The organism is Methylobacter sp. Wu8 (genome assembly GCF_036440755.1).
GTDB lineage: Bacteria > Pseudomonadota > Gammaproteobacteria > Methylococcales > Methylomonadaceae > Methylobacter_A > Methylobacter_A tundripaludum_A.
In genome coordinates, this window is the sequence record NZ_JAZGVT010000076.1 from 164,482 (window position 1) to 190,086 (window position 25,605).

A 25,605-nucleotide genomic window follows, 5' to 3' on the forward strand; every position below is an offset into this window, starting at 1 on the left:
GCGGCGGGCGAAAACGTGTTGCCCATTATCCCCAAGGCTAAAACAAGCTATCCCACATCCGATCCACTTTCTTGACCACCTCCGGCGACATCACGATAGTCCTGCCCCATTCCCGGTTGGTTTCGCCTGGCCACTTATTGGTCGCGTCGAATCCCACTTTGGAGCCCAAGCCTGAAACCGGCGAGGCGAAATCGAGATAATCGATCGGCGTGTTTTCCAGTATGGTCAAATCCCTGGCGGGATCCATGCGGGTAGTCATCGCCCAGATCACATCCTGCCAGTTGCGGACATCGACATCGTCATCGACGACGATCACGAACTTGGTGTACATGAACTGGCGCAGGAACGACCAGGTGCCCAGCATCACGCGTTTGGCGTGACCGGCGTACTGTTTTTTCATGCTGATCACGGCCATGCGGTAGGAGCAGCCTTCCGGGGGCAGGTAGAAGTCGACGATTTCCGGGAATTGTTTTTGCAATATGGGCACGAAGACTTCATTTAATGCAACGCCGAGGATCGCCGGTTCGTCTGGCGGTCTGCCGGTATAGGTGCTGTGATAGATCGGTGCTTGGCGCTGGGTGATCCGTTCGATGGTGAATACCGGAAAATCGGCGACTTCGTTGTAATAGCCGGTGTGGTCGCCGAAAGGTCCTTCTGCCGCGAATTCGCCGGGATAGATAAAGCCTTCCAGCACGATTTCGGCGCTGGCCGGAACCTGCAAATCGTTAAGCAGCGATTTGGCGACTTCGGTTTTGCTGCCGCGTAATAAACCGGCGAACGCGTATTCGGACAGGGAATCCGGCACCGGCGTGACGGCGGCCAGTATCGTTGCGGGATCAGCGCCCAAAGCCACGGAAACCGGGAAAGGCTGGCCGGGATGGGCGGCCTGGAATTCCTTGAAATCCAGCGCCCCGCCCCGGTGCGCCAGCCAGCGCATGATGACCTTGTTTTTACCGATGACTTGCATGCGGTAAATGCCGAGGTTTTGCCGTTCCTTGTTCGGGCCTTTGGTGATGACCAGCGGCCAGGTAATCAACGGTGCGGCGTCTTCCGGCCAGCAGGTCTGGATAGGGTAGTCGGCAAGATCAATCTCGTCGCCTTCCCGAACCAGCTCCTGGCACGGCGGGGAGCTGATTATTTTGGGCGCCATATTCAGCACTTGCTTGAACACAGGGAATTTCTCCCACGCGTCTTTCATGCCTTTGGGCGGCTCGGGTTCTTTCAGGTAAGCCAGCAGTTCGCCGATGCCGCGCAATTCGGTGACGGATTCCGCGCCCATGCCCATTGCGACGCGGCGCGGCGTGCCGAACAGGTTTGCCAGCACCGGAATGTTCGCGCCTTTGGGGTTTTCAAACAGCAATGCGGGGCCGCCCTGTTTTAAGGTGCGGTCGCAAATTTCGGTCATTTCCAGGTAGGGATCGACTTCGACGGTGATGCGCTTGAGTTCGCCCTGTTTTTCCAGCTGTTTGATAAAGTCGCGCAGGTCTTTGTAGATCATGCCGCGATACCGTTATGTCTGAGTAATGCGTCGATGGTGGGTTTGCGGCCGCGGAAGTTGATAAATAACTCCATTGCGTCCTGGCTGCCGCCTTTTTCAAGGATATTGGTCAAAAAGGCGCGGCCGGTGTCCTGGTCGAAAATGCCTTTTTCCTCGAACAGCGAAAAAGCGTCGCTGGACAACACTTCGGCCCATTTGTAGCTGTAATAACCCGCCGCGTAACCGCCGGCAAAGATATGCGAGAAGCTGTGCGCAAAGCGGTTGAATTTGGGCGGCCGGACAACGGCGACCTGTTCCCGGATCTGTTCCAGGGTTTCATAGATGCGGCCGCCTTTTTCAGGGTCGTAGTCCCGGTGAATCCTGAAATCGAACAGGCTGAATTCCAGTTGCCTGACCATGATCATGCCGGTCTGGAAGTTTTTTGCCGCGATCATTTTATCGAACAACGCATCCGGCAATTTCTCGTCGGTTTGATAATGGCCCGACATCAGTGCCAGCGCTTCCTGTTCCCAGCACCAGTTTTCCATGAACTGACTGGGCAGCTCGACCGCGTCCCATTCCACGCCGTTGATGCCGGAGACGCCGAGGTGATCGACCTGGGTCAGCATATGGTGCAAACCGTGGCCGAATTCATGGAATAGCGTGGTCACTTCGTCATGGGTCAGCAATGCCGGCGTGTCGCCGGCCGGCGGGGTAAAGTTGCAGGTCAGGTAGGCGACCGGGGTTTGAATGGTGTCGTCAGACTTTTTGCGGCTGACGCAATCGTCCATCCAGGCGCCTCCGCGTTTTTTGGCGCGGGCGTAAAGGTCGAGATAAAACCGGCCGCGCAGTGAGTCGGTTTGGTCGTGGATCTGGAAAAAACGCACATCGGGATGCCAGCTGTCGAAATCGCCGATCTCGGTGATTTGCAGGCCGTACAGTTTTTCCACGATCGCAAACAGGCCGGGCAGGACGCGGGTGATCGGGAAATAGGCTTTAACTTCTTCCTGCGACAGCTGGTAAAAATGCTGGCGCATTTTTTCCGAAAAATAGGCCATATCCCAGGATTGCAGGTCGTTAATGCCGTAATGCTGTTGGGCGAATTCGCGCAGTTCCGCCAGGTCCTTGCGCGCATGCCGCCAGGATCGGTCGGCCAAGTCTTCCAGGAAATGGGTCACGTCATCCGGCTTTTCGGCCATTTTTGCCGCCAGCGACAGTTCCGCGTAATTGTTGAATCCCAGCAAACGGGCTTTTTCATGGCGCAGGGCCAGGATTTTTTCCATGTTTTCGCTGTTGTCCCACTGTCCGGCATGCGGGCCTTGGTCGGAAGCGCGGGTGGCGAAGGCTTCGTAGTGTTCGCGGCGTAATTCGCGGTTGTCGGCGTATGTCATCACCGAAATATAAGACGGGAATTGCAGCGTGATCATCCAGCCGTCTTCGTTATGGCTCTCCGCCGTTTGTTGGGCTTGGGCCAAAGCGGATTCGGGCAGTCCGGCCAGATCGTCCGCATCCCTGATCAGCTTGCTCCAGGCATTGGTTGCATCGAGCAGGTTTTCTTCATAGTTGCTGGCAAGCGCCGATAATTCCTGGCTGATGTCTTTGTAGCGCTGTTTTTTCTCGCCATCCAGGTCGATGCCGGACAGTTTGAAATCTCTCAAGGCGTTGCGGATGATTTTTTGCTGGGCGGTGTCCAATGTTGCAAATTCTTCGCTGTCGGCAATAAAACGGTAAGCCTTAAACAAGGCTTCGTTTTGGCCCATTTCAGTCGAGTAGGCGCTGAGCTTGGGCAGGCAGGCGTTGTAGGCGTCGCGCAGCTCGTCGCTGTTGACGACCGAGTTCATGTGGCTGACCGGGGACCAGGCTTTATTCAGCCTATCGTCCACATTTTCCAATGGCTCGACCAAGTTTTTCCAGGTGTAATGTTGCGTGGCCTGGAGATGTTGTTCTACCGACGAACGGGCTTCGGCCAACAGCTGGTCGATGGCGGGTGCGACGTGTTCCGGTTTTATTTGGGAAAACAACGGCAGAGGGGTGTTGGCTAATAAAGGATTGTTCATAGTGGTGTCAGGAAAGAAAGTTCATGGCTGCGTTGATCCGGTGCTTTGCTTTGTGCAGTACGTCCAAAGAAAAGTCTGGGGTTAGTTTGCTGTTTTTAAGTTTGGTGTAGGCAGGTATCGAGTTCAGGTAGGGTATTTCCTTTGCCCGGCTGGTGCCGAAATAGCTGTGCAATTTGGCCAGGATGACTATGTCGACCAGATTTAATTGATCGTCTCCGCTTTCGTAGAACCAGTCTTCGGCGTATTTGGGGATGTCGGCTAATTCCTGGGCAAAACCCAAGGTGTGCAGCACCAGCGAGCCGACCGGCGGGTTCAAAAACGGGATGGCGGAGTCCAACACATCTAAATTCGGGTATTCATTTGGATACTGCTCGGCAAAATGCAACACCGGTATCGTGCCTATGTCGCTGATCAAGCCGGCCAATAAGGCGTCTTCCGGGTTCGGCGAGCCGTTTTCTTGGGCAAGAACAAAGCTCAAGCTGGATATATAGAGGCTGTTTTTCCACAAGGCTTGCATTTTTTCCATCAGTTGCAGGTTTTGGCACCGGAATAATTGTTTCAGGCTGATGCCCATAACCAGTTTGCGTGTTTGATCCAGCCCTAATCGGGTGACAGCGGCATGACAGTTAGTGACCGGTGACACGGGCGAGTATAGCGGACTGTTGGCAAGCTGGATCAGTTTGGCGACGATCGATGCATCTACACCGATGATTTTAACCACCTCATTGATGCCTAAATCCTGCTCCATCGCTTCTTTCAATCTTAAGGCGACATTGGGCAATGAGGGCAGGCTTAACTTGTTTTCCCGGTAGGCCGCCGAAAAGCTGCTGAAAAAACGGTTTCCGGCGATTTGCTCAGGCAGGTCGATCTCAATGAGTTCCAAGGCGGCAGGTTGTTGGAGGCCTTTACCCGACCAGCGGCAGATGAATTCGCCTGAAATCGCCAGAATAGTGATGTTCGTTTTGGCGAAGGCCGTTGCACCGCAAACCTTGCCGCTATTGAGCGGCAGATTGGCAAGCGATGACGCGGCGGACAGGGTGTAGCGGTTGTCGCTATTCGGTTGAAGCTCAACGATTCCTTTAAGCAGATAAAAAACCGAATTGGTTTTTTGGCCCAGTCTAAAAATCACAGAGCCCTGAGTATAAGTGAGTGTCGTGTGAACCAGTTGCTCAACATAGGCGTCGTCCATGTCTCGAAGCGGGGCCAGTTTTTTTAACGTTGCCAGCGGCACTTTCTTATATTCGGTGGAGACGGGTTCCGAACAGGTAAGCGGATTATTTGGGCCGGTGGGGAGAGTTATGTCTGGTTTTGTTTTCGGGAGAGGCGTTTGGGAGCGCGGGGAGAGAAATAACTTGGAAAACCAATTCATGATGACATCACGTGTTATTGTTTGAAATGAATTGTAATGGCTTAATGCTGGGCGTCGTGAGCGTCAAGAAACAGGGCTGTTTTGGAGAGGTGATCGTGCCAACTGAGCTGGTTTTTATCAATAAGAATCCACAAAATACCCAGTCCAAAGAATCCCCATGATACGATGGCGGCTACGAAACGGAGCAGCGCTTGTTTCCAGCTGATGGGTTCCCTATCCAGGGTAAGCACTTTTATTTTCCACGCGCGTAAGCCCAATGTCTGCCCGCCATGAGTCCAAAACCAAGCGTAAAACAGGAAGCTGACTAGCAGTAGGTACAGGGGGAAAAAGAACTGTTGGGCAGTAAACGCCCTGCCACCATTGAAAGGAAGCAATAGCGCGGTCGCGACAAATAAAACGGCAATCAGCAGCAGCAGGTCGTAAAATGTTGCTGCGAGACGACGTAAAAAACCAGGTCTGGAAATGTGGACATTGCCTGGTTTTTGCGGCGTATTCTTTGCTGGCTCGACCAATTAAACTTTAAATAAGGCTAATTTTTGACCAAAATACATGCACATCGCCATTAGCGCTCCCAGCATTAACAGGGAAAATAAAAACGGCGGTCTATGAAACAGAAGAATGAAAAAATCTGTTGCAAAAAGGCTGGTTAACAAAGGTTGGTCAATTAAGCTATTAAGAATCTTTTTGAACATAACAAATTCCAGTCAAGCACGCTAATGTTTGTGCGAGTGTTTAAAAAATGGTGGTCTGATTTTTTTTATCTGGCGTGTGCAATATGTTTTAATTGGTTACTCGTAAAAATCAGAGTGCTGATTCTACTCCATTCAAAAGGGGAATGTAAAAGAAACTTGCGGATTGGGTTAGAATTCATTAGCAATGATATAATCAAAAATAATTAGAAAAATAAACAGGGTGTAAAGACTATTTTAAACTTCTTTAAAAAAATTATTGGCGTAGCCAGAAACGAGACTGTACCGGTTGCCGGACAAGTCAAAGTGTATTCGCGTGCGGAACATAATATTTCACGATCCCAGATTAGTGAGAACGCACTGAAGGTTCTGTATCGGCTGCAAAAAGAGGGCTTCGATGCTTATCTGGTCGGCGGTTGTGTGCGCGATTTGCTGTTGGGGCGGGAGCCCAAGGATTTTGATGTCGTCACCAATGCCGACCCTGATCAAGTTAGAAAAGTATTCCGCAATTGCCGGTTAATCGGGCGCAGGTTTCGTCTGGCGCATGTGCATTTTGGCCGGGAAATTATTGAAGTTGCGACTTTTCGGGGCGCGGGAGAAGAGCAAAACGACAGGCAGGTACTCAACAAGGAAGGACGCTTATTGAGGGATAATGTCTACGGTACGATTGAAGAAGATGTTTGGCGCAGGGATTTTACCGTTAATGCACTCTATTACAACATCAAAGATTTTTCGGTGGTGGATTATGTCGGCGGCATGGCTGATCATAAAGCCGGGATGCTCAGACTTATCGGCGATCCCGAAATGCGCTTTCGTGAGGATCCGGTGCGTATGTTGAGGGCGGTGCGTTTTGCCGTTAAACTCGGCTTTAAACTGGATACTGAATGCGAAAAAGCGATACACAACGACGTCCAGCTACTGGCCGACATACCATCCGCCCGTCTATACGATGAGGCAATCAAGTTGTTTTTATCCGGCTATGCGTTGCAAACTTTTGAAGTGCTCAGGCACTACGGTCTTTTTCAAGTGCTGTTTCCCGCCACGGAAAACAGTTTGGCGGTTGAAGAAGACGGCTTTCCCCGCTTGTTGTTGATTAAGGCGCTGGAAAATTCGGATAACAGGATAGCCGAGGGAAAAACGGTTACGGCTTACTTCTTATTGGCGGCCTTTTTGTGGGAGCCTGTGCGGATACTGGCCAAAGCAAAAATGGCGCAAGGCGAGATTGAAGTTATTGCCTACCAGGATGCGGCCAGCGAAGTTATTGCCAGACAGATCAGGAGTACGGCGCTTCCGCGCCATATCAGCATGGCTATGCGCGAGGTTTGGAGCTTACAGCCCAAATTTAACGCGCGTATCGGCTCCAAACCCAGCCGCTTGATCGGGCATCCGCGCTTTAGAGCCGGTTATGACTTTTTGTTGCTGCGCGCCGAGACAGGGGGCGTCGATCCTGAGCTGGCCGAGTGGTGGACCCGGTATCAGAATGCCGATGAAAATGAGCAAAGAAAAATGACTCAGCCGCCGCGCCGTGGCCAAAACAGCAAGGCAGGACGTAAACGTAGCTATCATAAGAAAGCTAAAGATAGTGCGCCAAAAACAGAGTCTTAACGTATTTGATACCTATGAAAAATCCAGAAACTGACTCGGTCGCCGTTTATATAGGTTTGGGCAGTAACCTTGCCAACCCTGCCGAGCAAATAAAATCAGCGCGCACGGCAATCACGCAAATAGACGGGGTTAAGGAGCTGGCATTTTCCAGTTTGTATCATAGCGCTCCTATGGGACCACAAGATCAGCCCGATTACGTTAATGCGGTGATGTGCATCGAAACGCGCTTGCCTCCCATCGAGTTGTTGCGTTGTCTGCAACATATAGAAAACGATCAGGGCCGGGTAAGAAAAGCTGAGCGTTGGGGGGCAAGAACGCTGGATCTGGATATGTTGATCTACGGCGATCAGACTATTGAGTTGCCTGATTTGACAGTACCTCATGTCGGTATTGCCGAAAGGGCTTTTGTTTTGTACCCCTTGTATGAAATTGCTCCGCAATTACGAGTGCCGGGGAAAGGCGATATTGCCGATTTGCTTGCCAAGTGTCCCTTGAACGGACTGAAGCGGTTGGATTAATTCCTACCGTAGTAAAGTCTGCATCCCTCTGAAAAAAATGAACTCATATTCTTCCCCTGCTACGCTAAAGCCGCTGTCAATTATCGATCTGGCCGCGATGAAACAACGCGGCGAGAAAATCTCGTGCTTAACGGCTTACGATGCAGGTTTTAGCGCATTAATCGACAAGGTCGGCGTCGATATGATGTTGGTCGGGGATTCGTTGGGCATGGTTATACAGGGCCATGCGACCACGCTCCCTGTCACCATCAGGGACATGGTTTATCATACCCGGTGCGTCAGCAATGCCAGGCAGCGAGCATTTATTATCGCCGATCTGCCCTTCATGAGTTATACCACACCGGTTATTGCAGCCAAAAATGCGGCCAAATTAATGCAGCTTGGCGGCGCTCAAATGGTTAAGCTGGAAGGGCCTAGAATCGACTGCGTCAGTTTTCTGGTCGATCAGGGCATTCCGGTCTGCGGGCATTTGGGTTTGCTGCCGCAATCGATTAACCAATTGGGCCGTTATAAGGTTCAGGGCAAGGATCGCGCAGCTGCCGAAAAAATGCTGGTTGATGCCCATCAATTGCAGCAAGCGGGTGCGGGACTGCTGCTGCTGGAGTGTGTCCCAGCGGTCTTGGCTAAAGAAATCAGCTCGCAGTTAACGATTCCTGTGATAGGTATCGGTGCCGGTGTCGACTGCGACGCACAGGTGTTGGTGCTTTATGACATGCTCAATATCGGTACCGTCAAGCGTCCGCGATTTTCCAGGAATTTCATGAGCGGCGCAGCGAATATCGAGGAAGCGATTAATGCCTATCATCAGGCGGTCAAGCAGTCCCTATTTCCAGCGACTGAACATAGTTTTTAAGGTTTATGCACATAGTTAATGCCATATCAGAATTACGCGATGCCGTTGGGGCGTGGCGAGCACTGGGACAGAGCGTTGCATTGGTGCCGACGATGGGTAATCTGCATGCGGGGCACCTGGCGCTGGTCAACGAGGCCAAAAACAAAGCAGACCGGGTGGTCGTCAGTATTTTTGTCAACCCTACCCAGTTTGGCGTCGGCGAGGATTTTGAGACTTATCCCCGTACCGAACGTGAAGATCAGGAAAAGCTTAATGCCGCCGGCGCGGATTTGTTGTTTCAACCGGCTGTTTCAGAGATTTATGCGCCGGATGCCAAAACCGTTGTATCGGTAAGCGGCTTATCTGAACAGTATTGCGGCGCGTTCAGGCCGGGGCATTTTGACGGGGTTGCGACAGTTGTTTGTAAATTATTCAACATCGTGCAACCGGATGCCGCTTTATTCGGATTAAAAGATTTTCAGCAGTTGACGGTGATACGGACGATGGTCAGGGATCTGAATATTCCTGTTGAAATAATCGGAGTAGATACAGTCCGCGAAGCAAGCGGTTTGGCAATGAGCTCCAGAAACGGTTATTTAACCGTAGAGGAAAAAGCTGTCGCCTCAAAACTGTATCAAACCTTGTGTGATGCGCGTAATGCTGTTTTAGCTGGGCATTTGTCTTATCAGGAAATAGAGAGCAGGGCGTTGCTGTTTTTGCAGGAATCCGGTTTTCAGCCGGATTATTTTAGCGTGTGCAGAGCGAGCGATTTAAAAAAAGCAGACGTAGATGATAAGGAGCTGGTTTTGTTGACGGCGGCGCGCTTAGGCAAAACCCGGCTAATCGATAATATTTATTTTTCCAGATAAGCCATAGCAGGATTTGTAGGGTTTGGAAAATGCTAAAAGTTGATGCATTGTTGCTATTAATGGATAATGCGCGGTTCTCAAAGGTATTTATATAGTTTTTTATTATGCAAATCACGATGCTTAAAGCGAAATTACATAGGGCCACGGTGACTCATTCGGAATTGGGTTATGAGGGTTCTTGTGCGATTGACGGCAATATTCTCGACTTGTCTGGTATTAGGGAATACGAGCAGATACAGATTTACAACATCAACAATGGCGCGCGTTTTACGACTTATGCCATTCGTGCGGAAGAAGGATCAGGGTTGTTCTCTGTTAACGGCGCCGCCGCCCGTCTGGCGTGCCCCGGCGACCTGATTATTGTTTGCGCATTTGCAATATTGGATCAACAGGAAGCGGAAAATCATAAGCCCACCCTGGTTTATTTCAATGAAAAAAATCAGGTTCAGCGTTCAGCCAGTTCCATTCCCGTTCAAGCAGCTTCTGCTTGATAGTCTATTTTTTCGGGCAATCCCAACGCATGAATCAAAGGCGGAGCGTTCGTGCCGAGGTTTTTGAGTGTCCCGCTTAATGCCCTGGATTCTACATATTACAAAACTGCCGCTAAAAAGCGGCAGTCATATAGCTGTTTAAGTCCGCCGCTAAAAATCAGCTGCCGCACTTTTTTGAGGCGGCATTCATCATGCCGCTCTATACGCTTTCAGAAACATTGATTTCATTGCTGGTGTCAGTCAGCGTGATGCTTTGCTCTACTTGGGTAAGCACTTTCTGCAAACCGATTCTTTTGGAGCAATTAATGACCAGCGGCGATTTGATCGAACCCTTAATGGTCGGCTGGTCGGATTCGTCTTTATGCAAAATTATCAGGATAAGTGTGTCGGCTATATCTTCAATTCCTAAAAGGGCTTCTTCGGTATCGTTTAACGCAAAGTTGTAATTGATATTGAAGTTAGACGGTTGCGTAACTGAAAAAGCCAGAGATTCATCATCCAGTGATTGCAGCCAGAAAATGAGTGGATTGTCGCCTTCCTGATGAAACAGCTTGAAACGGGTTTGGTCTTCAAAGCCCGGGATTCCGTTAGGGAAGCTGAGGACGGTGTTGGGGTCAATGGTTTGTTGGCCGAAAAAGCTTGATTTAATTTCCATAATGAACTCGGGTAGGTGGATGTGAAAAATAAATGTATAGTCTAAAGCCGTCAGTATAGCAAGGTTGCCTTGTAATAAGCTATTTACCAGGATTTCGCCCAGTCGCCAACTCTGATGCCCAGCTCACGGGCCGGGACTTCCAATCTGCCTATCGCGTAACGGGGCGTAATATTGATGATGGTTAATACGCCTGTTGGTTGCTTGTCCCTGCCGACAAAACTCATGCCGCCGTCAACGTTTAAGTCCTCGCCGGTTGAGCTATAGACCACCAGTTGATCCCCGACATTAATTCTTTCCTGTGCCCCCGCCTCAATAAATACTTGATTATCCTTGACTTCAATGATGCGCGTTGTAAAGGGATAGCAGCTTAAGGCGCGGCTAATGTCGTTGCTTGCTTGCTCTATAATCTGAGTTATTTTTTCGCCGGTTGAAGTCGAGTTAAAGCGTTCGCTGCCTACCGTATAGGATGAGGGTATCCATACATCGCCGATCACCGTATCCACATAACGTTGCTGGAAGATTAATGCGCCGGTAAACCCGTCATGCACATAAACATCGATACCGATTCCGCGTCTGGCTATAACATCGCGCGCCAAACTTCTGGCGAATGCCAAAGGTCCGGCGCCGCTGATGTATTCGGTGGACTCGACTTCCAGATCCCTAATCACGCCCGACAGTACAAATTGCACGCCGTTCGATGCGGCTATCTGCATTAGTTTTGACGGATGATAGGCTGTGCGGTCTTGTAATTCGGGAGCCAGGTCGGGTCTTGGGTATAAATTGATATTGGCGGAGTTACTGACTATAAAGTCGCCTGATTCCATTAAAAGATTATTAAGTTCACGCGGAATGCCCGTGTGCAAATCCTGGGTTTCGTGAGCGCTCATTTGCCCTTGATTGGCTAAAGGGAAACCGGTTGCGATAATGCGTTTGCGATAGTGGGGCGAGCAGGAATTGTCGGCGGACAACTCCACCGTGGCTATAACATGATAGATATTATCGGTAGTCCATTCCTTGAGGATTTTAGTGTTGTTCACCGCAGCAGCGGTGCGCATGGACACGGCGTCTATCGAAACGTTATTTTGATCGATTAAAGTCTGGCTGTGAACATTAACGGACCCTTGCATGGATGCCTGCCGGATGGCATCCTGCAACGCCTGTTTTTTGGCTAATAAAGGCGCGCTTTTATTAATAGCGGCTTGACCTTCAGCGGTGACTACCTTGACATCAGGATTAGCCTGGGGTTGAACGGCAGCGCACGATTGGGTTAATAAACATGCGATCCATAGGTATTTGAGTAATATTTTTGCCATTCATCAAACCGGTCTGTTGCGGTAAACAGTTACGACGTTGCTGCATGATCGCCATTAGATACTATTTGTTACAATTTTAAAAGCGTGCGTTCCGGCCGTCACCGTTTTTCTACAGAAACGCACAGAATCGCGATGTCATGGCGCGGATTATTTTCGATTAAATCCCTTGGTTTTTGGATACGTGTAGCAGTCAACCGTGTTGCAGCCCGGACTGATGCTGGATACTGCGGGTGGTGGCGTATAGTCAAAATTGGGCGCCGGATTTCCGGGGTTTTGTTGTAGACACTGATTAATCAATTCGCTGGAACCGTTAATGCACTCGTAGAATCGTGGCGTCAAGTCAAGCTCCACAACCGTTTCAAACGTATCGTCGCCGGCGTAGATGTCGCTGTTGATAGCCGTAGTTCTTTTTACTCTTGCGCCGCGCAAGTAAGCATTAAGATAAATCTGATAATTGTCATGGGAGACTTCCGCATTTGCGACCGTAGTCTGTCCGCGCATTTGGATGCCGGTAAGCTGTTCGGCCATACTTCTATAAGCATCCATCTTGGATGCTCTCATAGCCATTAATTTAATTTGCGAACGCGAATACCGATCGCTTTTTTCGACGGTGCCGTAACCCGTCGCGCTTAGCGTTTTATTCGGTAGAAATGCAATCGTTGGCGGCGCTTTCGGGGCAGTGCAGCCGGTCAGCAATAAACCGGCGGCCAGTCCTGCTATGACCAAGGATGATATATATGCCGCCCCCTTGTTGGGAGCAGGTGCGGCGAATGCTGGATTTAAATATTTAGTTTTCACGGTACTCACTCCTGTGTTGTCTTCTTGGTATATCGGCTGATAATGTGATTACTTAAATTTTTTGTAAGCGATTTACCCGAATGAGCAAGTTAGATACTCAATGGCGTAATACGGTAGGATATAAGCCGCTCGCTGCATTGCATCAAAACCTTGTTCTCTGTATCCTGCACCGCATGCAAATAAATCTGATTTCAGTAGGAAACCGTATGCCGGGCTGGGTGCAGCAGGGCTACGATGAATATGCCAAACGCCTGCCCCGTGAATGCGAACTGGTGCTTAAGGAAATTGCGCCGGGCAAACGGACCAAGAACAGCGATGTCGCCAGGATCGTCAAAGAGGAAGGGGAGCGGATGATCGCGGCTATCCCGCAAGGTTCCCATATTGTAACCTTGGACATCCCCGGAAAAACCTGGACGACGCCCGAATTGGCGGAAGCGATGCAGCGCTGGCTGGAAAGCGGTCAGCATGTCTCGCTATTAATCGGCGGCCCGGAAGGTTTGGCGGATTCGGTCAAACAGCTGGCGCGGGAATCATGGAGTTTGTCGAAACTGACTTTCCCTCATCCGCTGGTGCGCATCGTTGTCGCCGAACAGCTTTATCGCGCCTGGAGCATTCTCCACAACCATCCTTATCACCGCTAATGACTGTACAGATTATTCTCGCCTCAGCCTCTCCCCGGCGCAGGGAATTGCTCGATCAGATTAAGGTGACTTATCGCATCAATCCGGTCGATCTTGACGAGACGCCGTTGCCCAACGAAACCCCGTTGGACTATGTGCGGCGGCTGGCCGCCGAAAAATCTGCCGCATGTGTTGCACAGCTGGGCGGCAGTTTGCCGATCCTGGCTGCGGACACCGCCGTGGTTTTGGACGGCCTGATTATGGGCAAGCCCAAAGACCGCGAGGACGCGCTTGCCATGTTAAGGCAGTTGTCCGGTAAAATGCATCGGGTATACAGCGCTGTTTCGCTGAGGGGGCGGGAGCACGGTCAGGCGGTCAGCATTACCGAGGTGAGGTTCAGGCCGTTGGCGGAAAGCGAAATAGCGGCCTACTGGCGAAGCGGCGAACCGGCCGATAAAGCCGGCAGTTATGCAATTCAAGGCTTGGGCGGTGTATTCGTGGAATCGATAAGCGGCAGTTTTTCCGGCGTGGTCGGTTTGCCGCTGTTTGAGACTGCGGAACTTTTATCCCGGCAAGGCATAGGGTTTTCAAATGAGTGAAGAAATTTTAATCAACGTGACTCCGCCGGAGACGCGTGTGGCGGTTATTGAAAACGGCGTCCTGCAGGAATTGATCATTGAGCGAACCCGGCAGCGGGGTTTGGTAGGCAACATCTATAAAGGTGAAGTGTGCCGGGTTTTGCCGGGTATGCAGGCGGCTTTTGTCGATATTGGCCTGCCTAGGGCGGCTTTCTTGCATCTTTCCGATTTATGCGCGAAGGATCTGGAAAAAAAAGGTTCGGAAAACATCGAGCATTATCTGCATGAAGGCCAGCATATTATCGTGCAGGTGGTCAAAGATCCGTTGGGCAGCAAAGGCGCGCGCTTGACTACGGAAATATCGATTCCGTCGCGGTATCAGGTCTATATGCCTTATGCGCACAATTCCGGCGTATCCCAGCGGATTGAATGCGAGACCGAGCGGGTCCGTTTAAGAGCCTGTCTTGAAGCTTTCAGGCAGGAACATCAATGCGGCGGCTTTATCGCAAGAACAGCGGCGGAATGCGTGGATGAGACGATATTGATGGCCGATATGACGTTTTTGCTGAAACTGTGGGAGTCGATAGCCGCCAAAATCGTCGGCGCCAAGCCCAAACAGTTTATCCATAAGGATTTGCCGCTGAGCATCAGGACCTTAAGGGACTTGTATCGGGAAGGTATTGAAAGGGTCCGGGTCGATTCAAGGGAAACCTATCAACGTTTGGTTGAATTTGCGGAGATTTTTGCGCCGGAAATCGTGCCGGTAATCGAGCATTACACCGGCGAGTGTCCGGTATTCGATATATACAGCGTTGAAGATGAAATCCAAAAAGCGCTGGACCGTAAAGTCAACCTGAAATCGGGCGGACATTTGGTATTCGACCAGACCGAATCGATGACCACTGTCGATGTGAACACCGGCGGCTATGTCGGCGGACGTAATCTGGAAGAGACTATATTTAAAACCAATCTGGAAGCGGCGCAGACGATTTCAAGACAACTCAGGCTCCGAAACCTCGGCGGCATCATTATTATCGATTTTATCGATATGCAAAGCGAGGATCATAAAAAACAGGTTTTGCAGGCATTCGAACGGCATCTTGAAAAAGACCACGCGAAGACCAATATCACCGAAGTATCGGTGCTGGGCTTGGTGGAAATGACCCGCAAAAGAACCCGTGAAAGCCTGGAGCATATACTTTGCGAGCCTTGCAGCGCCTGCGGCGGGCGTGGCGTGCTGAAGACCGCGGAATCAATGTGCCTGGAAATATTCCGGGAGATTATTCGCGAAGTCCGGCAGTACAAAGTTAAGAAAATATTGGTTTTGGCATCCAATGAAGTTGTGGAAATGTTGCTGGATGAGGAAGCGGATATGCTGGCCGAATTGGAGGTCTTTTTGGGCGTGCGCATCAAGTTCAGGGCCGAGGCTGAATACAACCAGGAGCAGTATGATGTGGTTCTTCTTTGAGACGAAAGGCGCAAGGCGAAGGGCGAAAGATAGCGGCAAAGCCTGCGAGACATTAAATGCCTTTTTAGCCTTGAATCTTTAGTTATGAACCCTTTACCTTTCGCCTGCCTTTGTGATTCATCATATTAAGCGCGCCACCCGGCACCTCATTTTCTGGTCAGTGATCGCGGCAGCTATCGGCTTGACCGGTATGCGCCTTTTATTGTCTGGGATTGAACACTACAAGTCGGATTTGGCGAGTCATGTCAGCGACCTTGTCGGCACCCCGGTCACAATAGGCCGCCTGGGCGCAAAAATGCGCGGTTTTAATCCCCAACTGGTGTTAAAAGACATCACCATTTTATCCGCCGCGTCTGCTGACAACGGGAAACCTGCTATCCAGTTTACCGAAATACGCTTGGGTATTAGCGTGCTGGATATGCTGGTCAGTAGGGATTTATTGTCTTCGTCCTGGGTTACGTTGGTGGGCGCCAAGCTTGCCGTTAAACGACAGCAGGACGGAAGTGTTGTTATTGTCGGCTTAAAAGCCAGCGATGGGCAGCCGCAGTGGTTGTTGCAGGGAGGAAAGTACGAGGTCTTGCAAAGCGAAATTACTTGGCAGGACGAAACAAGTCACAGTAAACCGCTGTTGTTCAATCAGGTGGACTTGGCAATCCGCAATGACGGCGAGCGGCACCGGCTGAATATGTTGACGAAGTTGCCGGAAAAAGTCGGCGATACTTTAAGGGTATCGATGGATTTTGCAGGCAATGTGTTCGAACCATCGACCATTCAGGGGCGCATTTATATAGACGGAAAGTCCGTCAACTTGCCTGAGTTGGCTGCGTTAGGGCAGGCCTCGGTCGGAGATCAAATCAATATCAATGCCGGCGTCGGCGATTTTAAAATCTGGGCCGATTGGCGGCAATCGCAGTTGGCGTCGATGGATATAGCGGCGCAAATTCAACAGATGAAACTGGTCCGGCAGGGAAAGCCGGAATTTAAGGTCAAACAGCTGGAAACCCGGCTTCACTGGGGAATGAATGATTTCCCCACGGGGGCGAGCAATTCGTGGCGGCTCGATGTAAGCGATTTTGCTCTGGAAACCCAGGACAGCGCCAAAGACGACGTTAAAAAATGGCCTTCCGCGGTATTCAGCGTTGCCGGACAGCCTATGGACGATAGCGCTTTGCATAAAATAGCGTTGTTTGTCGAACGGCTGGACTTGCAGGAAGCGTCCGAGCTGGCGCAGTTTTTCGCGCCCTTGCCGGGCGAGCAGGCTGAAATATTGGCAAAAGCCCGGTTGAAAGGATCGTTGGAAAATTTCTCCCTGTTTGCCGACCTGGATACAAAATCGGTGGCGCTGAACGGCAGGTTTGCCAATATCGGTGTCGCGTCGCTGTCGTCCGTTCCCGGCATAGAGAATTTGACCGGCGGGATCAAGGGCAGCGAAAAGCAGGGCTCTATTACCCTTGCGACTAAAGATGCGTGGTTAACAGGGCCGGACCTGTTCCGCGAAGCTTTACCGGTCAACCGGCTTCAAGGGACATTAGATTGGCGGCAGGCGGAACATGTCTGGTCCGTGTCCAGTCCATCAATTGAATTGGACTCGATGAGCTTCCAGAGCAAAACCCGGTTCCGCGTCGACATTCCCGAAGCCGGCAAGCCCGTGTTTATGGATCTGCAAACTGCATTTACCGGTGAGGACGCCAGCGAGGCCAAGCATTATTTACCGGTCGGCATTATGGATGAAGAGGTCGTTGCCTGGCTGGACCGCGCATTCGTCAGCGGCAGGATGACCAACGGCGGCTTGCTGGTTTACGGCAACCTTAAGGATTTTCCGTTTACCGACGCGCCGGGCGTTTTTGAGGGGGTATTTAATGGCGAGCAGTTCGACTTGTCGTTCGATTCCGAATGGCCCGATATAACCGGCATGAATGCGGAAGTCATGTTCTCGCAGGGCGGCCTCACGGTTAATGTCCTGCAAGGGCAATCCGGCGATGTGTCCATTAAGCAAGCTGAAGTCGCCATTCCGTCGCTGAATAAGAGCAAGCAATTGCTGATCAAGGGCGAGGCAGAAGGAGGTATAGCTCAGGTGCTGGCTTATATGCAGCAAACGCCGTTGAGTTCGCCGGTGGATTCGCTGCTGGAAGCCATTATTCCTCAAGGAAATACCCAAATAGCGCTGGATCTTAAAATTCCATTAACCGACGGTGCGCCGACCAAAGTCGATGGAACGGCGCAATTGAAAGACGCCCGACTGACGGTGAAATCCCTGGATTTGCCTGTCAGTAAAATGAACGGCGAGCTCAAGTTCAATGAGCAGGGTGTTTATAGCGACACCATTAAAGCTGTGGCCTTGGGGCATCCGATACAATTCAACATTAAAAGTTCGGATGTTCAAACCACCGTTAACGTGGAGGGGGAAGTCGGGATTGACGACCTACAGGCGCAATTTGACATGCCCTGGTGGAGCATCGCCGACGGGGAGACGGATTACCGGTTAAAGCTGGGGCTGCCATACGGTGGGGCTGCGGCGGAAGTGTTTGTGGAGTCGATGCTGTCCGGCGTATCCTTGGATTTGCCGGAGTCATTGGCTAAAACACGGGAGCAGAAAACACCGTTGTCGTTGATATTTAGCTTAAACGATAAACAGTTATTGCCGTTGCAACTTAATTACGACAATAAGCTGAAAGCGGCGTTGCAGTTGGATACCAAACAAAAGACCCTTTATTCGGGGCATGTGCTGGTGGGAAATGGCGAAGTCGCCCAGGTTCAGGATGCGGGATTAAAGCTCGAGATCAACCGTGACCGTTTGGCTTTGCAGGAGTGGTTGGCGCTGGCTGCCGCCCAGGGCGCGGGGGACGGTGTTACCGAACTGAAGATTCATAGCGATCATGCATTGTGGAAGAAAACCGATATAGGCCTTTTCGATCTGGTCTTGAAGCACAATGACAAGTATTGGGACGGAGCCCTCGCAGGATCATTTGCAAAAGGAAAAGTCCTGATTCCCGCCGACTTCAAAAGCACGGACAGAATCAGTCTGGACATGGCGTTGCTGGATCTTTCGGCATTAAAGCAAATAGGCGCGAAAGATTCCTCCCGTGCTGTTCCTTCGGGCGCTCCGGGAGCAAAGCCGATCCTGGCGGATTTATCTTCGCCCCTCAAGGCGTTATCGCCGGAACTGGTGCCGTTATTGACGATCACCAGCAATAAAACGCTATGGCGCTCGGTCGACTTGGGCCGGTTGTCATTGGAAACCGAGCGCATACCCGGCGGCATGGGGTTCACGAATGTACAGCTGGCGGGAGAAGAACAAAAACTGGTTTTTTCGGGCGATTGGACGGCAAGCGGCGGGCAATCGGTAACGCACACCCAAGGCCATTTGGACGTGCCGCGCGCAGGGCGGCTGCTGGCAAAGCTCGGCATTACCCAAGATCTGACCGAAACCGAAGCATCCGTTGATTTTTCCGCCAACTGGAACGCCGCGCCGTATCAATTCTCGCTGGCGGAGCTGAAGGGCGAAGTGGATGTTAACCTTAAAAACGGACGCATTTTAAGCATCGAGCCCGGCTTCGGCCGGGTGCTGGGCATGTTGGCGCTGGCGCAGTGGATAAAACGGGCACAGCTTGATTTTAGCGACATTTATGAGGAAGGCTTGACGTTCAACAGCATCAAGGGGCATTTCGATTTGGCTCGCGGGATTGCGTCAACCCATGACTTGGTTGTCGACGCCGTTCCCGCAAAAATCGCGATTAACGGGGACACCGATCTTGTTAGCCAAACCGTTGATCACATTGTCGATGTCACACCTAAAAGTGCCGAGGCCGTGCCTATTGCTGGTACAATTATGGGCAAAGTGGCGGCCCTGGTCGGGCGGTCGCTGACGGGCAAAGATCAGGAGGGATTTTTCTTTGGTTCCCAGTATCTGGTCAAGGGCGCGTGGGACAAGGCGGAAATCATTCCGATGCATAAAAACGACGGATTGTTACAGAAAACCTGGAACGGCATTACCGACTTTCCATGGATAGGAAAAGAAGAAACCACGCAGCAGTTAGAAAAGCAGAACACGGATGGCGCGGATTTGACTGATAAACACTGATAGAATTATCCAGATAAAACACTTGGCTTCAGCTTTTTAGAAATCCGTTTAACCAGTGTTATCCGTGTTCCCTATATAAAAATTGTATCTGCTGAGCAGTCATAAATTTAAGAGAGAGCAATATGAGTAGATGTGCGGCCATACAAATGGCGTCAAGTCCCAATATCAGCGCCAATTTGCTGGAAGCCGGCAAGCTTATCGCGGAAGCGGCCAAAGCGGGAGCAAAGCTGGTGGCTTTGCCGGAAAATTTTGCGCTGATGGGCGACCATGAATTGGACAAAATCAAAGCGAAAGAAGTTGACGGTTCAGGACCTATCCAGAGCTTTTTGGCGTCGGTCGCCAAAAAATACGGGGTCTGGGTGGTTGGAGGCACCATTCCGATCGTGGGCAACGACAGCAATAAAGTGCGGGCGGCTTGCCTGGTTTATAACGATCAGGGCGAGCGGGTCGCACGTTACGATAAAGTGCATTTGTTCGATGTCTGCGTTCCCGACAGCGATGAAGTTTACCGCGAATCCGATTCTATTGAGCCGGGTACCGACTCGGTGGTGATCGACACGCCTTTCGGCAGGCTGGGCATCGCCGTCTGTTACGATCTGCGCTTTCCCGAATTTTTCCGCAAGATGGGCATGGAAATACTGGTTATCCCGTCAGCCTTTACCGCGGAAACAGGCGCCGCTCATTGGGAAGTGCTGTTGCGCGCCCGCGCGGTGGAAAACCTGTGTTATGTGATTGCGCCGAATCAGGGCGGCTTTCATATTAACGGACGTAAAACTTTCGGACACAGCATGATTATCGATCCGTGGGGTGTGGTGCAGGATTGCTACAAAACGGGCGGCGGCTTTGTCTCCGCTGAAATAGAACTGGAACGCCTGGAAAAAGTGCGGGGCGCATTTCCGGCGTTGAGCCATCGTCGTTTTTTTTAGTGAATAATATGCACGTCATAGTTAAAAGTTTATTGTTGACCGGTTTTTTAGTTTCTTGCGGGACCACGGAAGAAAGTCGCTACCGCGACACCGAAGCCCTTGAGCGTCCGCCAACGGTGGCCAGCAGCCCGACCAGGGAGCAGCGTGTTGTCGATACCAGCTCGATTCCGAAGAAAAAAGACAAAACGGGCTTAGGTTCGGATGTTTACCAGAGTACGCCAACGCAGCTGACGATCAGACAGTCTTTTGATGACGCTTGGTCCACCTTAAAGCGGGCTCTGAAGCAAAGCGGTATCAAAATCACCGATCATGAGCGCGACAAGGGGCTTTATTATGTGACACGAGAGCAAGATGAAGCGGATACTTCCGGTTTCTTTGCCAAGGCGAGCTCCCTCTTCGGTAGCGATAAAACCACCTATTTGTTGACCGTAAAGCAGGAAGGCGCCGAAACAAAGGTGACCGCAACGGTAGCCCACGCTACCGAACAAAGCAGCGCGGCGGCCAAGGATGGTGCGCCGGAAACCGCGGAAGAAGGCCCGGAAGACCTGATGCAGTCGCTGTTTAAGACGCTGCGCGATAAGCTGGAAGAAGAATGATGGAGGCGAAAGGCGAAAGGCAAAGGGCAAATGGCGAAAAATATCGTCTTGCACCTTTCGTCTTTTGCCTTTAGCCCTTTGCCTTTTACCTTAAATCCCTATTATTGATTTGTTGATGGAAATACTAAACCTTGCAAGACAAGCCATCTTAATGCCGACCGGCATACAGGATGGCGATATTGAAAAGATTATGGGCCGGTTGCTCAGTTCGCCGGTTGATGCGGCGGATATTTACTTTCAATCCAGCCATTTTGAATCTTGGGTCATGGAAGGCGGCATCATTAAGGAAGGCAGTCATAATATCGAGCAGGGCGCCGGAGTGCGCGCGGTATTCGGCGAAAAAACCGGCTTTGCCTACAGCGACCGGATTGAACTGCCGGTGCTGCTGGAAGCGGCCAATAATGTCAAAGCTATCGTTCGGCAAGGGCAGGACGCGGAACCGCTGCATTGCAAGGTCGCGACAAAGGCGGCCGGAAGGCCGAATTATTACCCCACGCAAAATCCGCTAAAATCGCTGGCGGATCAGCAGAAAATCGATTTATTGCGCAGGGTTGACAGCGAAACCCGCAAACTGGACAGTCGGATTGAAGAAGTCATCGTCAGTCTGGTCGGCCTCCATGAACATATCCTGGTCGCACGGCAAGACGGCTCTTTGGTCGCGGACGTGCGGCCTTTGGTGCGGATGAATGTCACGGTCATCGTCGAACAAAACGGCCAACGCGAGCAAGGCAGCATGGGCGGCGGTGGGCGTAGCGATTACGGCTATTTCATCGACCGGGATACCGCGCTGGAATACGGCCGCGAAGCGGTAAGACAGGCGCTGGTTAACCTGGAAGCGGTCGAAGCCCCGGCCGGCAATATGACTGTCGTGCTGGGGCCGGGTTGGCCCGGCATCTTGTTGCATGAAGCCATCGGCCACGGCCTGGAAGGCGATTTTAACCGCAAAGGCACTTCGGCATTCAGCGGCCGCGTCGGCGAGCGGGTAGCCTCCGATTTATGCACCGTGGTCGATGACGGCACCTTGGAAGGACGGCGCGGCTCGTTGAGTATCGATGATGAAGGCACGCCGACCGAACTTACCGTTTTGATCGAAAACGGCATCCTCAAAGGCTACATGCAGGATCAACTCAATGCCCGGTTAATGGGCGTCAATTCTACCGGTAACGGTCGGCGCGAATCCTACGCCCACCTGCCGATGCCGCGCATGACCAATACCTATATGCTGGCGGGACAACATGATCCCGAAGAAATCATAAAAACGGTGAAAAAAGGCCTGTATGCGAAAAATTTTGGCGGCGGACAAGTCGATATTACCTCCGGCAAATTCGTGTTTTCCGCCAGCGAAGCTTATCTGATCGAGAACGGCAAAATCACCCGTGCGGTTAAAGGCGCGACCTTGATCGGCAACGGCCCGGATGTGCTAACCAAAGTGTCGATGGTCGGCACCGATCTGGCGCTGGACAGCGGAGTCGGCAGTTGCGGCAAGGAAGGGCAAAGCGTGCCGGTCGGCGTCGGGCAGCCTACGTTAAAGATTGACGGCTTGACGGTTGGCGGGACGAGTGTTTAGGCTGAATTCATTTCAAACACGAAAGTCATGTAGGGTGCGCATCGCGCACCATTTTTCTACACAGAATTAGAGAAAACAGTGCAAAATCACGAACAAATCAACCGCTTAAAAAACACCGTTCAGTCCATCCTGGACGAAGCCGTAAAACAGGGCGCCAGCGCCGCGGAAGCGGGTTTAAGCCAGGAAAACGGCTTGTCCGTATCGGTGCGTCTGGGCGATGTCGAAACCATAGAACATCACTGCGACCAAGGGCTGGGCGTGACGGTTTATTTCGGCAAGCGCAAAGGCTCGGCCAGCACCACCGATTTGTCGCCTGCTTCGATCAGGGAAACGGTCGGCGCGGCATGCAGCATTGCCCGTTACACCAGCGAAGACGAGTATGCCGGGTTGCCGGAAAAGGAGTTATTGGCGACCGAATTTCCCGATCTTGATCTTAACCATCCGTGGGATATTGGCGTCGATGGGGCGATTGCGCTGGCGATTGAATGCGAAAGCGCGGCGCGGTCTTACCATAAAGAAATTACCAATTCCGAAGGCGCTTCGGTCGATACCCATCAGGGCGTCCGGGTGTTGGGCAACAGCTTGGGCTTTCTTCAGGGCTATGCCTCAACCCGTCATTCCTTGAGCTGTTCGGTGTTAGGGCAGCGCGGCGACAGCATGCAGCGAGATTACTGGTACACCGTGGCAAGGAATGCGGCCAATCTGGAATCCGCAGCCGACGTCGGTAAAAAAGCCGCCGAGCGGACGATCCGCCGTTTAGAGGGGCGCAGCCTAAGTACGCGGCAATGTCCGGTGTTGTATTGCGCGGAAACCGCTTCCGGTTTGCTCGGGTCGTTTATCGGCGCGATCAGCGGCGGCAATCTATACCGCAAGTCATCGTTTTTGCTGGATGCGCTAAACACCCAAGTTTTCCCTGAATTTGTCCGCATCCACGAGCAGCCCTATTTGAAAGGCGCTTTGGGCAGCGGCGCGTATGACGGCGAGGGCGTCGCGACCCAAACCCGCGATATCGTCAGCGACGGTATTTTACGCGGTTATGTGTTGAGCACCTATTCCGCCCGCAAGCTGGGGCTGCGCAGCACGGGCAATGCCGGCGGTGTGCATAATTTAACGATCGATCCGGGCAAGCTCGATTATCAGGGCATGTTGAAAGAACTGAACACCGGTTTGCTGGTCACCGAGCTGATGGGGCAGGGGGTCAATATGGTGACCGGCGATTATTCGCGCGGTGCGGCCGGATTCTGGGTCGAGAACGGCGAGATTCAATACCCGGTTGAAGAAATTACCATTGCCGGAAACCTGAAAGACATGCTTAAAAACATCGTTGCGGTGGGCAATGACGTCGATTATCGCGGCAATATACGCACCGGCTCCATACTGGTTGAGCGGATGTCGATTGCCGGGGAATAAGCCGGTTGTTATGATGTCTTGAATAGTTGTCTTGGGCAGTTTGCTAGCGGAGGTAAAATCATGTCGGCAAATTTACAGTCTACCAACGCCTGGATCAGTGAGGAAGATTACCTGGCAGGCGAATTAACCAGCGAAATCAAGCATGAATATATCGACGGCTACGTTTATGCGATGGCAGGCGCAAGCCGGAACCATGAACGAATCGCGGGGAATATTTATCGGGAATTCGGCAATCATTTAAAAAACAAACCCTGCGAGCCGTTCAGCTCCGACCTGAAAATAAAGGCCGGCAGCCGGTTTTTCTACCCGGATGTGATGGTCGTCTGCGATGAACAGAGCCGGCACGATTATTACACCGATTCGCCGGTGATTGTTGTCGAAGTTTTGTCGAAAGCTTCACGGCGCGTCGATGAAACGACCAAGCGTATCGCCTACCAGAGTATTCCCAGCCTGAAAGAATACGTCTTGATCGAACAGGATTTTGTCGATGTGGAAGTCTGTCGAAGAAGCGAAGGCTGGGTTTCCAATCATTATTTTATGGGCGACAGCGTGCGCTTTGATGCGATTGGTTTAACGCTGACAGTCGAAGAAATCTACGCCCGCGTCGACAATGACGAGGTTCGATCTTATATTCAAGAGCAGCAGGCGCAGCAGTAATTTACGCTTAAAGGCTCCGCACAATATCGGCTATCAGCTGCGGTCCGCGATAAATCAGGCCGCTGTATACCTGCACCAGACTGGCTCCCGCTTTTAATTTTTCCTGCGCATCTTCAGCAGTCAAAATGCCGCCCGCAGCAATAATCGGAATTTTGCCGTTCAATTCCGCAGCCAATCCCCGCACGACAAAAGTCGATTTTTCCTTAACCGGCGCGCCGCTTAAACCGCCGGTTTCATGGGCAAGCGGATGATTTGCAATCATGTCGCGGGCAATCGTGGTGTTGGTCGCAATCACGCCGTCGATTTCAAATTCCAGCAACAGCTTGGCAATATGGGTTATTTCGTCGTCGGTCAGATCGGGCGCTATTTTCAGGGCCAAAGGCACGTACTTGCCGTGTTGCTGTTGCAGTCTTAGCTGCTCTTCTTTTAAGGTGGAAATCAGGCTTTTGATTTCATCGCCCTGTTGCAGTTGGCGCAAGTTCTTGGTGTTCGGCGAAGAGATATTAATAGTGATGTAGCCGGCCGAGGTGTAGGCCTTGCGCAAGCCGATCAGATAATCGTCCGCCGCCTTCTCAATTGGCGTATCGAAGTTCTTGCCGATATTGATGCCCAGAATGCCGGAGTAACGGCTTTGTTTTACCCGGCTCAGCAGATGGTCTATGCCCAGATTGTTAAAGCCCATGCGGTTGATGATCGCCTGATGCTCAGGCAGCCTGAACAAGCGCGGTTTCGGGTTGCCCGGCTGCGGGCGCGGCGTCACCGTGCCGATTTCTATAAAACCGAAACCCAATGCGGCCAGCGCATTAATATAATCGCCGTTTTTATCGAGGCCGGCGGCAAGGCCGACCGGGTTATTAAAGTCCAGTCCCATGATCGTGGCCGGTTTGTGGTCAACTGCCGGGTAGATCAGTTTTGATAAGCCCGAAACATGGGCCGCGTTCAGCAGTTTAAGCGTCACTTCGTGGGCGGTTTCAGGGTCCAGGGAAAATAACAAGGGGCGCAGTAAGGGGTAAAGGTTCATGTATGTGA

At 51.6% G+C, this 25,605-nt stretch carries 23 protein-coding genes; 14 read left to right on the forward strand and 9 right to left on the reverse strand.

The annotated features are described in order from the left end of the window. Positions 1–37: 37 nt before the first annotated feature. The 5 genes from ubiD to V3O24_RS18770 are packed head-to-tail and all read right to left on the reverse strand — an operon-like array spanning position 38 to position 5,595. Positions 38–1,498, reverse strand: coding sequence for a 4-hydroxy-3-polyprenylbenzoate decarboxylase (gene ubiD / locus V3O24_RS18750; protein ID WP_331308343.1), 1,461 nt, complete (start codon positions 1,496–1,498; stop codon positions 38–40). Beyond that, complete coding sequence (gene prlC, locus V3O24_RS18755; RefSeq protein WP_331308344.1) at positions 1,495–3,534, reverse strand: oligopeptidase A; 2,040 nt, start codon at positions 3,532–3,534, stop codon at positions 1,495–1,497. Before prlC ends, ubiD begins: the two co-directional genes overlap by 4 nt. A gap of 7 nt (positions 3,535–3,541) precedes the next feature. Beyond that, positions 3,542–4,903: an HDOD domain-containing protein gene (locus tag V3O24_RS18760; RefSeq protein WP_104422010.1), complete on the reverse strand. Its 1,362-nt coding sequence runs from the start codon at positions 4,901–4,903 to the stop codon at positions 3,542–3,544. Positions 4,904–4,944: 41 nt separating this feature from the next. Next, on the reverse strand, positions 4,945–5,415 hold the full coding sequence (locus tag V3O24_RS18765; RefSeq protein WP_104422009.1) for an RDD family protein: 471 nt from the start codon (positions 5,413–5,415) through the stop codon (positions 4,945–4,947). Next, positions 5,416–5,595, reverse strand: coding sequence for a hypothetical protein (locus tag V3O24_RS18770; RefSeq protein ID WP_104422008.1), 180 nt, complete (start codon positions 5,593–5,595; stop codon positions 5,416–5,418). 252 nt (positions 5,596–5,847) lie between these two features. On the opposite strand from V3O24_RS18770, the gene pcnB reads away from it, so the two are divergent. The 5 genes from pcnB to panD all read left to right on the forward strand — a co-directional run bounded on the left by pcnB (position 5,848) and on the right by panD (position 9,907). Beyond that, the gene (gene pcnB, locus V3O24_RS18775; RefSeq protein WP_331308370.1) at positions 5,848–7,197 is read left to right on the forward strand and encodes a polynucleotide adenylyltransferase PcnB; all 1,350 of its coding nucleotides are present in this window, start codon (positions 5,848–5,850) and stop codon (positions 7,195–7,197) included. Between the two features lie 14 nt (positions 7,198–7,211). Further along, positions 7,212–7,715, forward strand: coding sequence for a 2-amino-4-hydroxy-6-hydroxymethyldihydropteridine diphosphokinase (folK, locus tag V3O24_RS18780; RefSeq protein ID WP_331308345.1), 504 nt, complete (start codon positions 7,212–7,214; stop codon positions 7,713–7,715). A gap of 37 nt (positions 7,716–7,752) precedes the next feature. Beyond that, entirely contained in the window at positions 7,753–8,568 is an 816-nt protein-coding gene (gene panB, locus V3O24_RS18785) for a 3-methyl-2-oxobutanoate hydroxymethyltransferase (protein ID WP_331308346.1), read from the forward strand. 5 nt (positions 8,569–8,573) lie between these two features. Beyond that, on the forward strand, positions 8,574–9,416 hold the full coding sequence (gene panC / locus V3O24_RS18790; protein ID WP_331308347.1) for a pantoate--beta-alanine ligase: 843 nt from the start codon (positions 8,574–8,576) through the stop codon (positions 9,414–9,416). A gap of 104 nt (positions 9,417–9,520) precedes the next feature. Then, on the forward strand, positions 9,521–9,907 hold the full coding sequence (gene panD, locus V3O24_RS18795) for an aspartate 1-decarboxylase (protein WP_104422003.1): 387 nt from the start codon (positions 9,521–9,523) through the stop codon (positions 9,905–9,907). 199 nt (positions 9,908–10,106) lie between these two features. Here panD and fliW read toward each other — a convergent pair whose 3' ends face one another. The 3 genes from fliW to V3O24_RS18810 form a co-directional block, all read right to left on the reverse strand. After that, positions 10,107–10,562 (reverse strand): flagellar assembly protein FliW, encoded by a 456-nt coding sequence (fliW, locus tag V3O24_RS18800; RefSeq protein WP_104422002.1) that lies wholly within the window; start codon positions 10,560–10,562, stop codon positions 10,107–10,109. An 83-nt stretch (positions 10,563–10,645) separates the two neighbouring features. After that, entirely contained in the window at positions 10,646–11,875 is a 1,230-nt protein-coding gene (locus V3O24_RS18805) for a flagellar assembly protein T N-terminal domain-containing protein (protein WP_331308348.1), read from the reverse strand. Between the two features lie 147 nt (positions 11,876–12,022). Beyond that, positions 12,023–12,673, reverse strand: coding sequence for an LPP20 family lipoprotein (locus V3O24_RS18810; RefSeq protein ID WP_331308349.1), 651 nt, complete (start codon positions 12,671–12,673; stop codon positions 12,023–12,025). A 173-nt stretch (positions 12,674–12,846) separates the two neighbouring features. On the opposite strand from V3O24_RS18810, the gene rlmH reads away from it, so the two are divergent. From rlmH to V3O24_RS18855, 9 genes are all read left to right on the forward strand, one after another. After that, positions 12,847–13,314 carry a 23S rRNA (pseudouridine(1915)-N(3))-methyltransferase RlmH gene (gene rlmH, locus V3O24_RS18815; protein WP_104422277.1) on the forward strand — a complete coding sequence of 156 codons (468 nt, stop codon included), beginning with the start codon at positions 12,847–12,849 and terminating at the stop codon, positions 13,312–13,314. Continuing rightward, a complete protein-coding gene (locus V3O24_RS18820; protein WP_331308350.1) occupies positions 13,314–13,892 on the forward strand; it encodes a Maf family protein in 579 nt (192 codons plus the stop codon). The genes rlmH and V3O24_RS18820 overlap by 1 nt, the downstream gene beginning before the upstream one ends. Continuing rightward, entirely contained in the window at positions 13,885–15,339 is a 1,455-nt protein-coding gene (gene rng, locus V3O24_RS18825) for a ribonuclease G (protein ID WP_331308351.1), read from the forward strand. Before V3O24_RS18820 ends, rng begins: the two co-directional genes overlap by 8 nt. A 112-nt stretch (positions 15,340–15,451) precedes the next feature. Next, positions 15,452–19,420, forward strand: a complete 3,969-nt coding sequence (locus V3O24_RS18830) for a YhdP family protein (RefSeq protein WP_331308352.1) — start codon at positions 15,452–15,454, stop codon at positions 19,418–19,420. 122 nt (positions 19,421–19,542) lie between these two features. Further along, the gene (locus V3O24_RS18835; protein ID WP_104421996.1) at positions 19,543–20,346 is read left to right on the forward strand and encodes a carbon-nitrogen hydrolase family protein; all 804 of its coding nucleotides are present in this window, start codon (positions 19,543–19,545) and stop codon (positions 20,344–20,346) included. An 8-nt stretch (positions 20,347–20,354) separates the two neighbouring features. Next, positions 20,355–20,942, forward strand: coding sequence for an outer membrane protein assembly factor BamC (gene bamC / locus V3O24_RS18840; protein ID WP_331308353.1), 588 nt, complete (start codon positions 20,355–20,357; stop codon positions 20,940–20,942). Positions 20,943–21,057: 115 nt separating this feature from the next. After that, on the forward strand, positions 21,058–22,509 hold the full coding sequence (tldD, locus tag V3O24_RS18845; protein ID WP_331308354.1) for a metalloprotease TldD: 1,452 nt from the start codon (positions 21,058–21,060) through the stop codon (positions 22,507–22,509). 78 nt (positions 22,510–22,587) lie between these two features. After that, positions 22,588–23,919, forward strand: coding sequence for a metalloprotease PmbA (pmbA, locus tag V3O24_RS18850; RefSeq protein ID WP_331308355.1), 1,332 nt, complete (start codon positions 22,588–22,590; stop codon positions 23,917–23,919). Positions 23,920–23,979: 60 nt separating this feature from the next. Beyond that, positions 23,980–24,576 (forward strand): Uma2 family endonuclease, encoded by a 597-nt coding sequence (locus V3O24_RS18855; RefSeq protein WP_104421992.1) that lies wholly within the window; start codon positions 23,980–23,982, stop codon positions 24,574–24,576. A 7-nt stretch (positions 24,577–24,583) separates the two neighbouring features. On the opposite strand, the gene V3O24_RS18860 is transcribed toward V3O24_RS18855, so the two are convergent. After that, positions 24,584–25,597, reverse strand: a complete 1,014-nt coding sequence (locus V3O24_RS18860) for a quinone-dependent dihydroorotate dehydrogenase (RefSeq protein WP_331308356.1) — start codon at positions 25,595–25,597, stop codon at positions 24,584–24,586. Between the last annotated feature and the right edge of the window lie 8 nt (positions 25,598–25,605).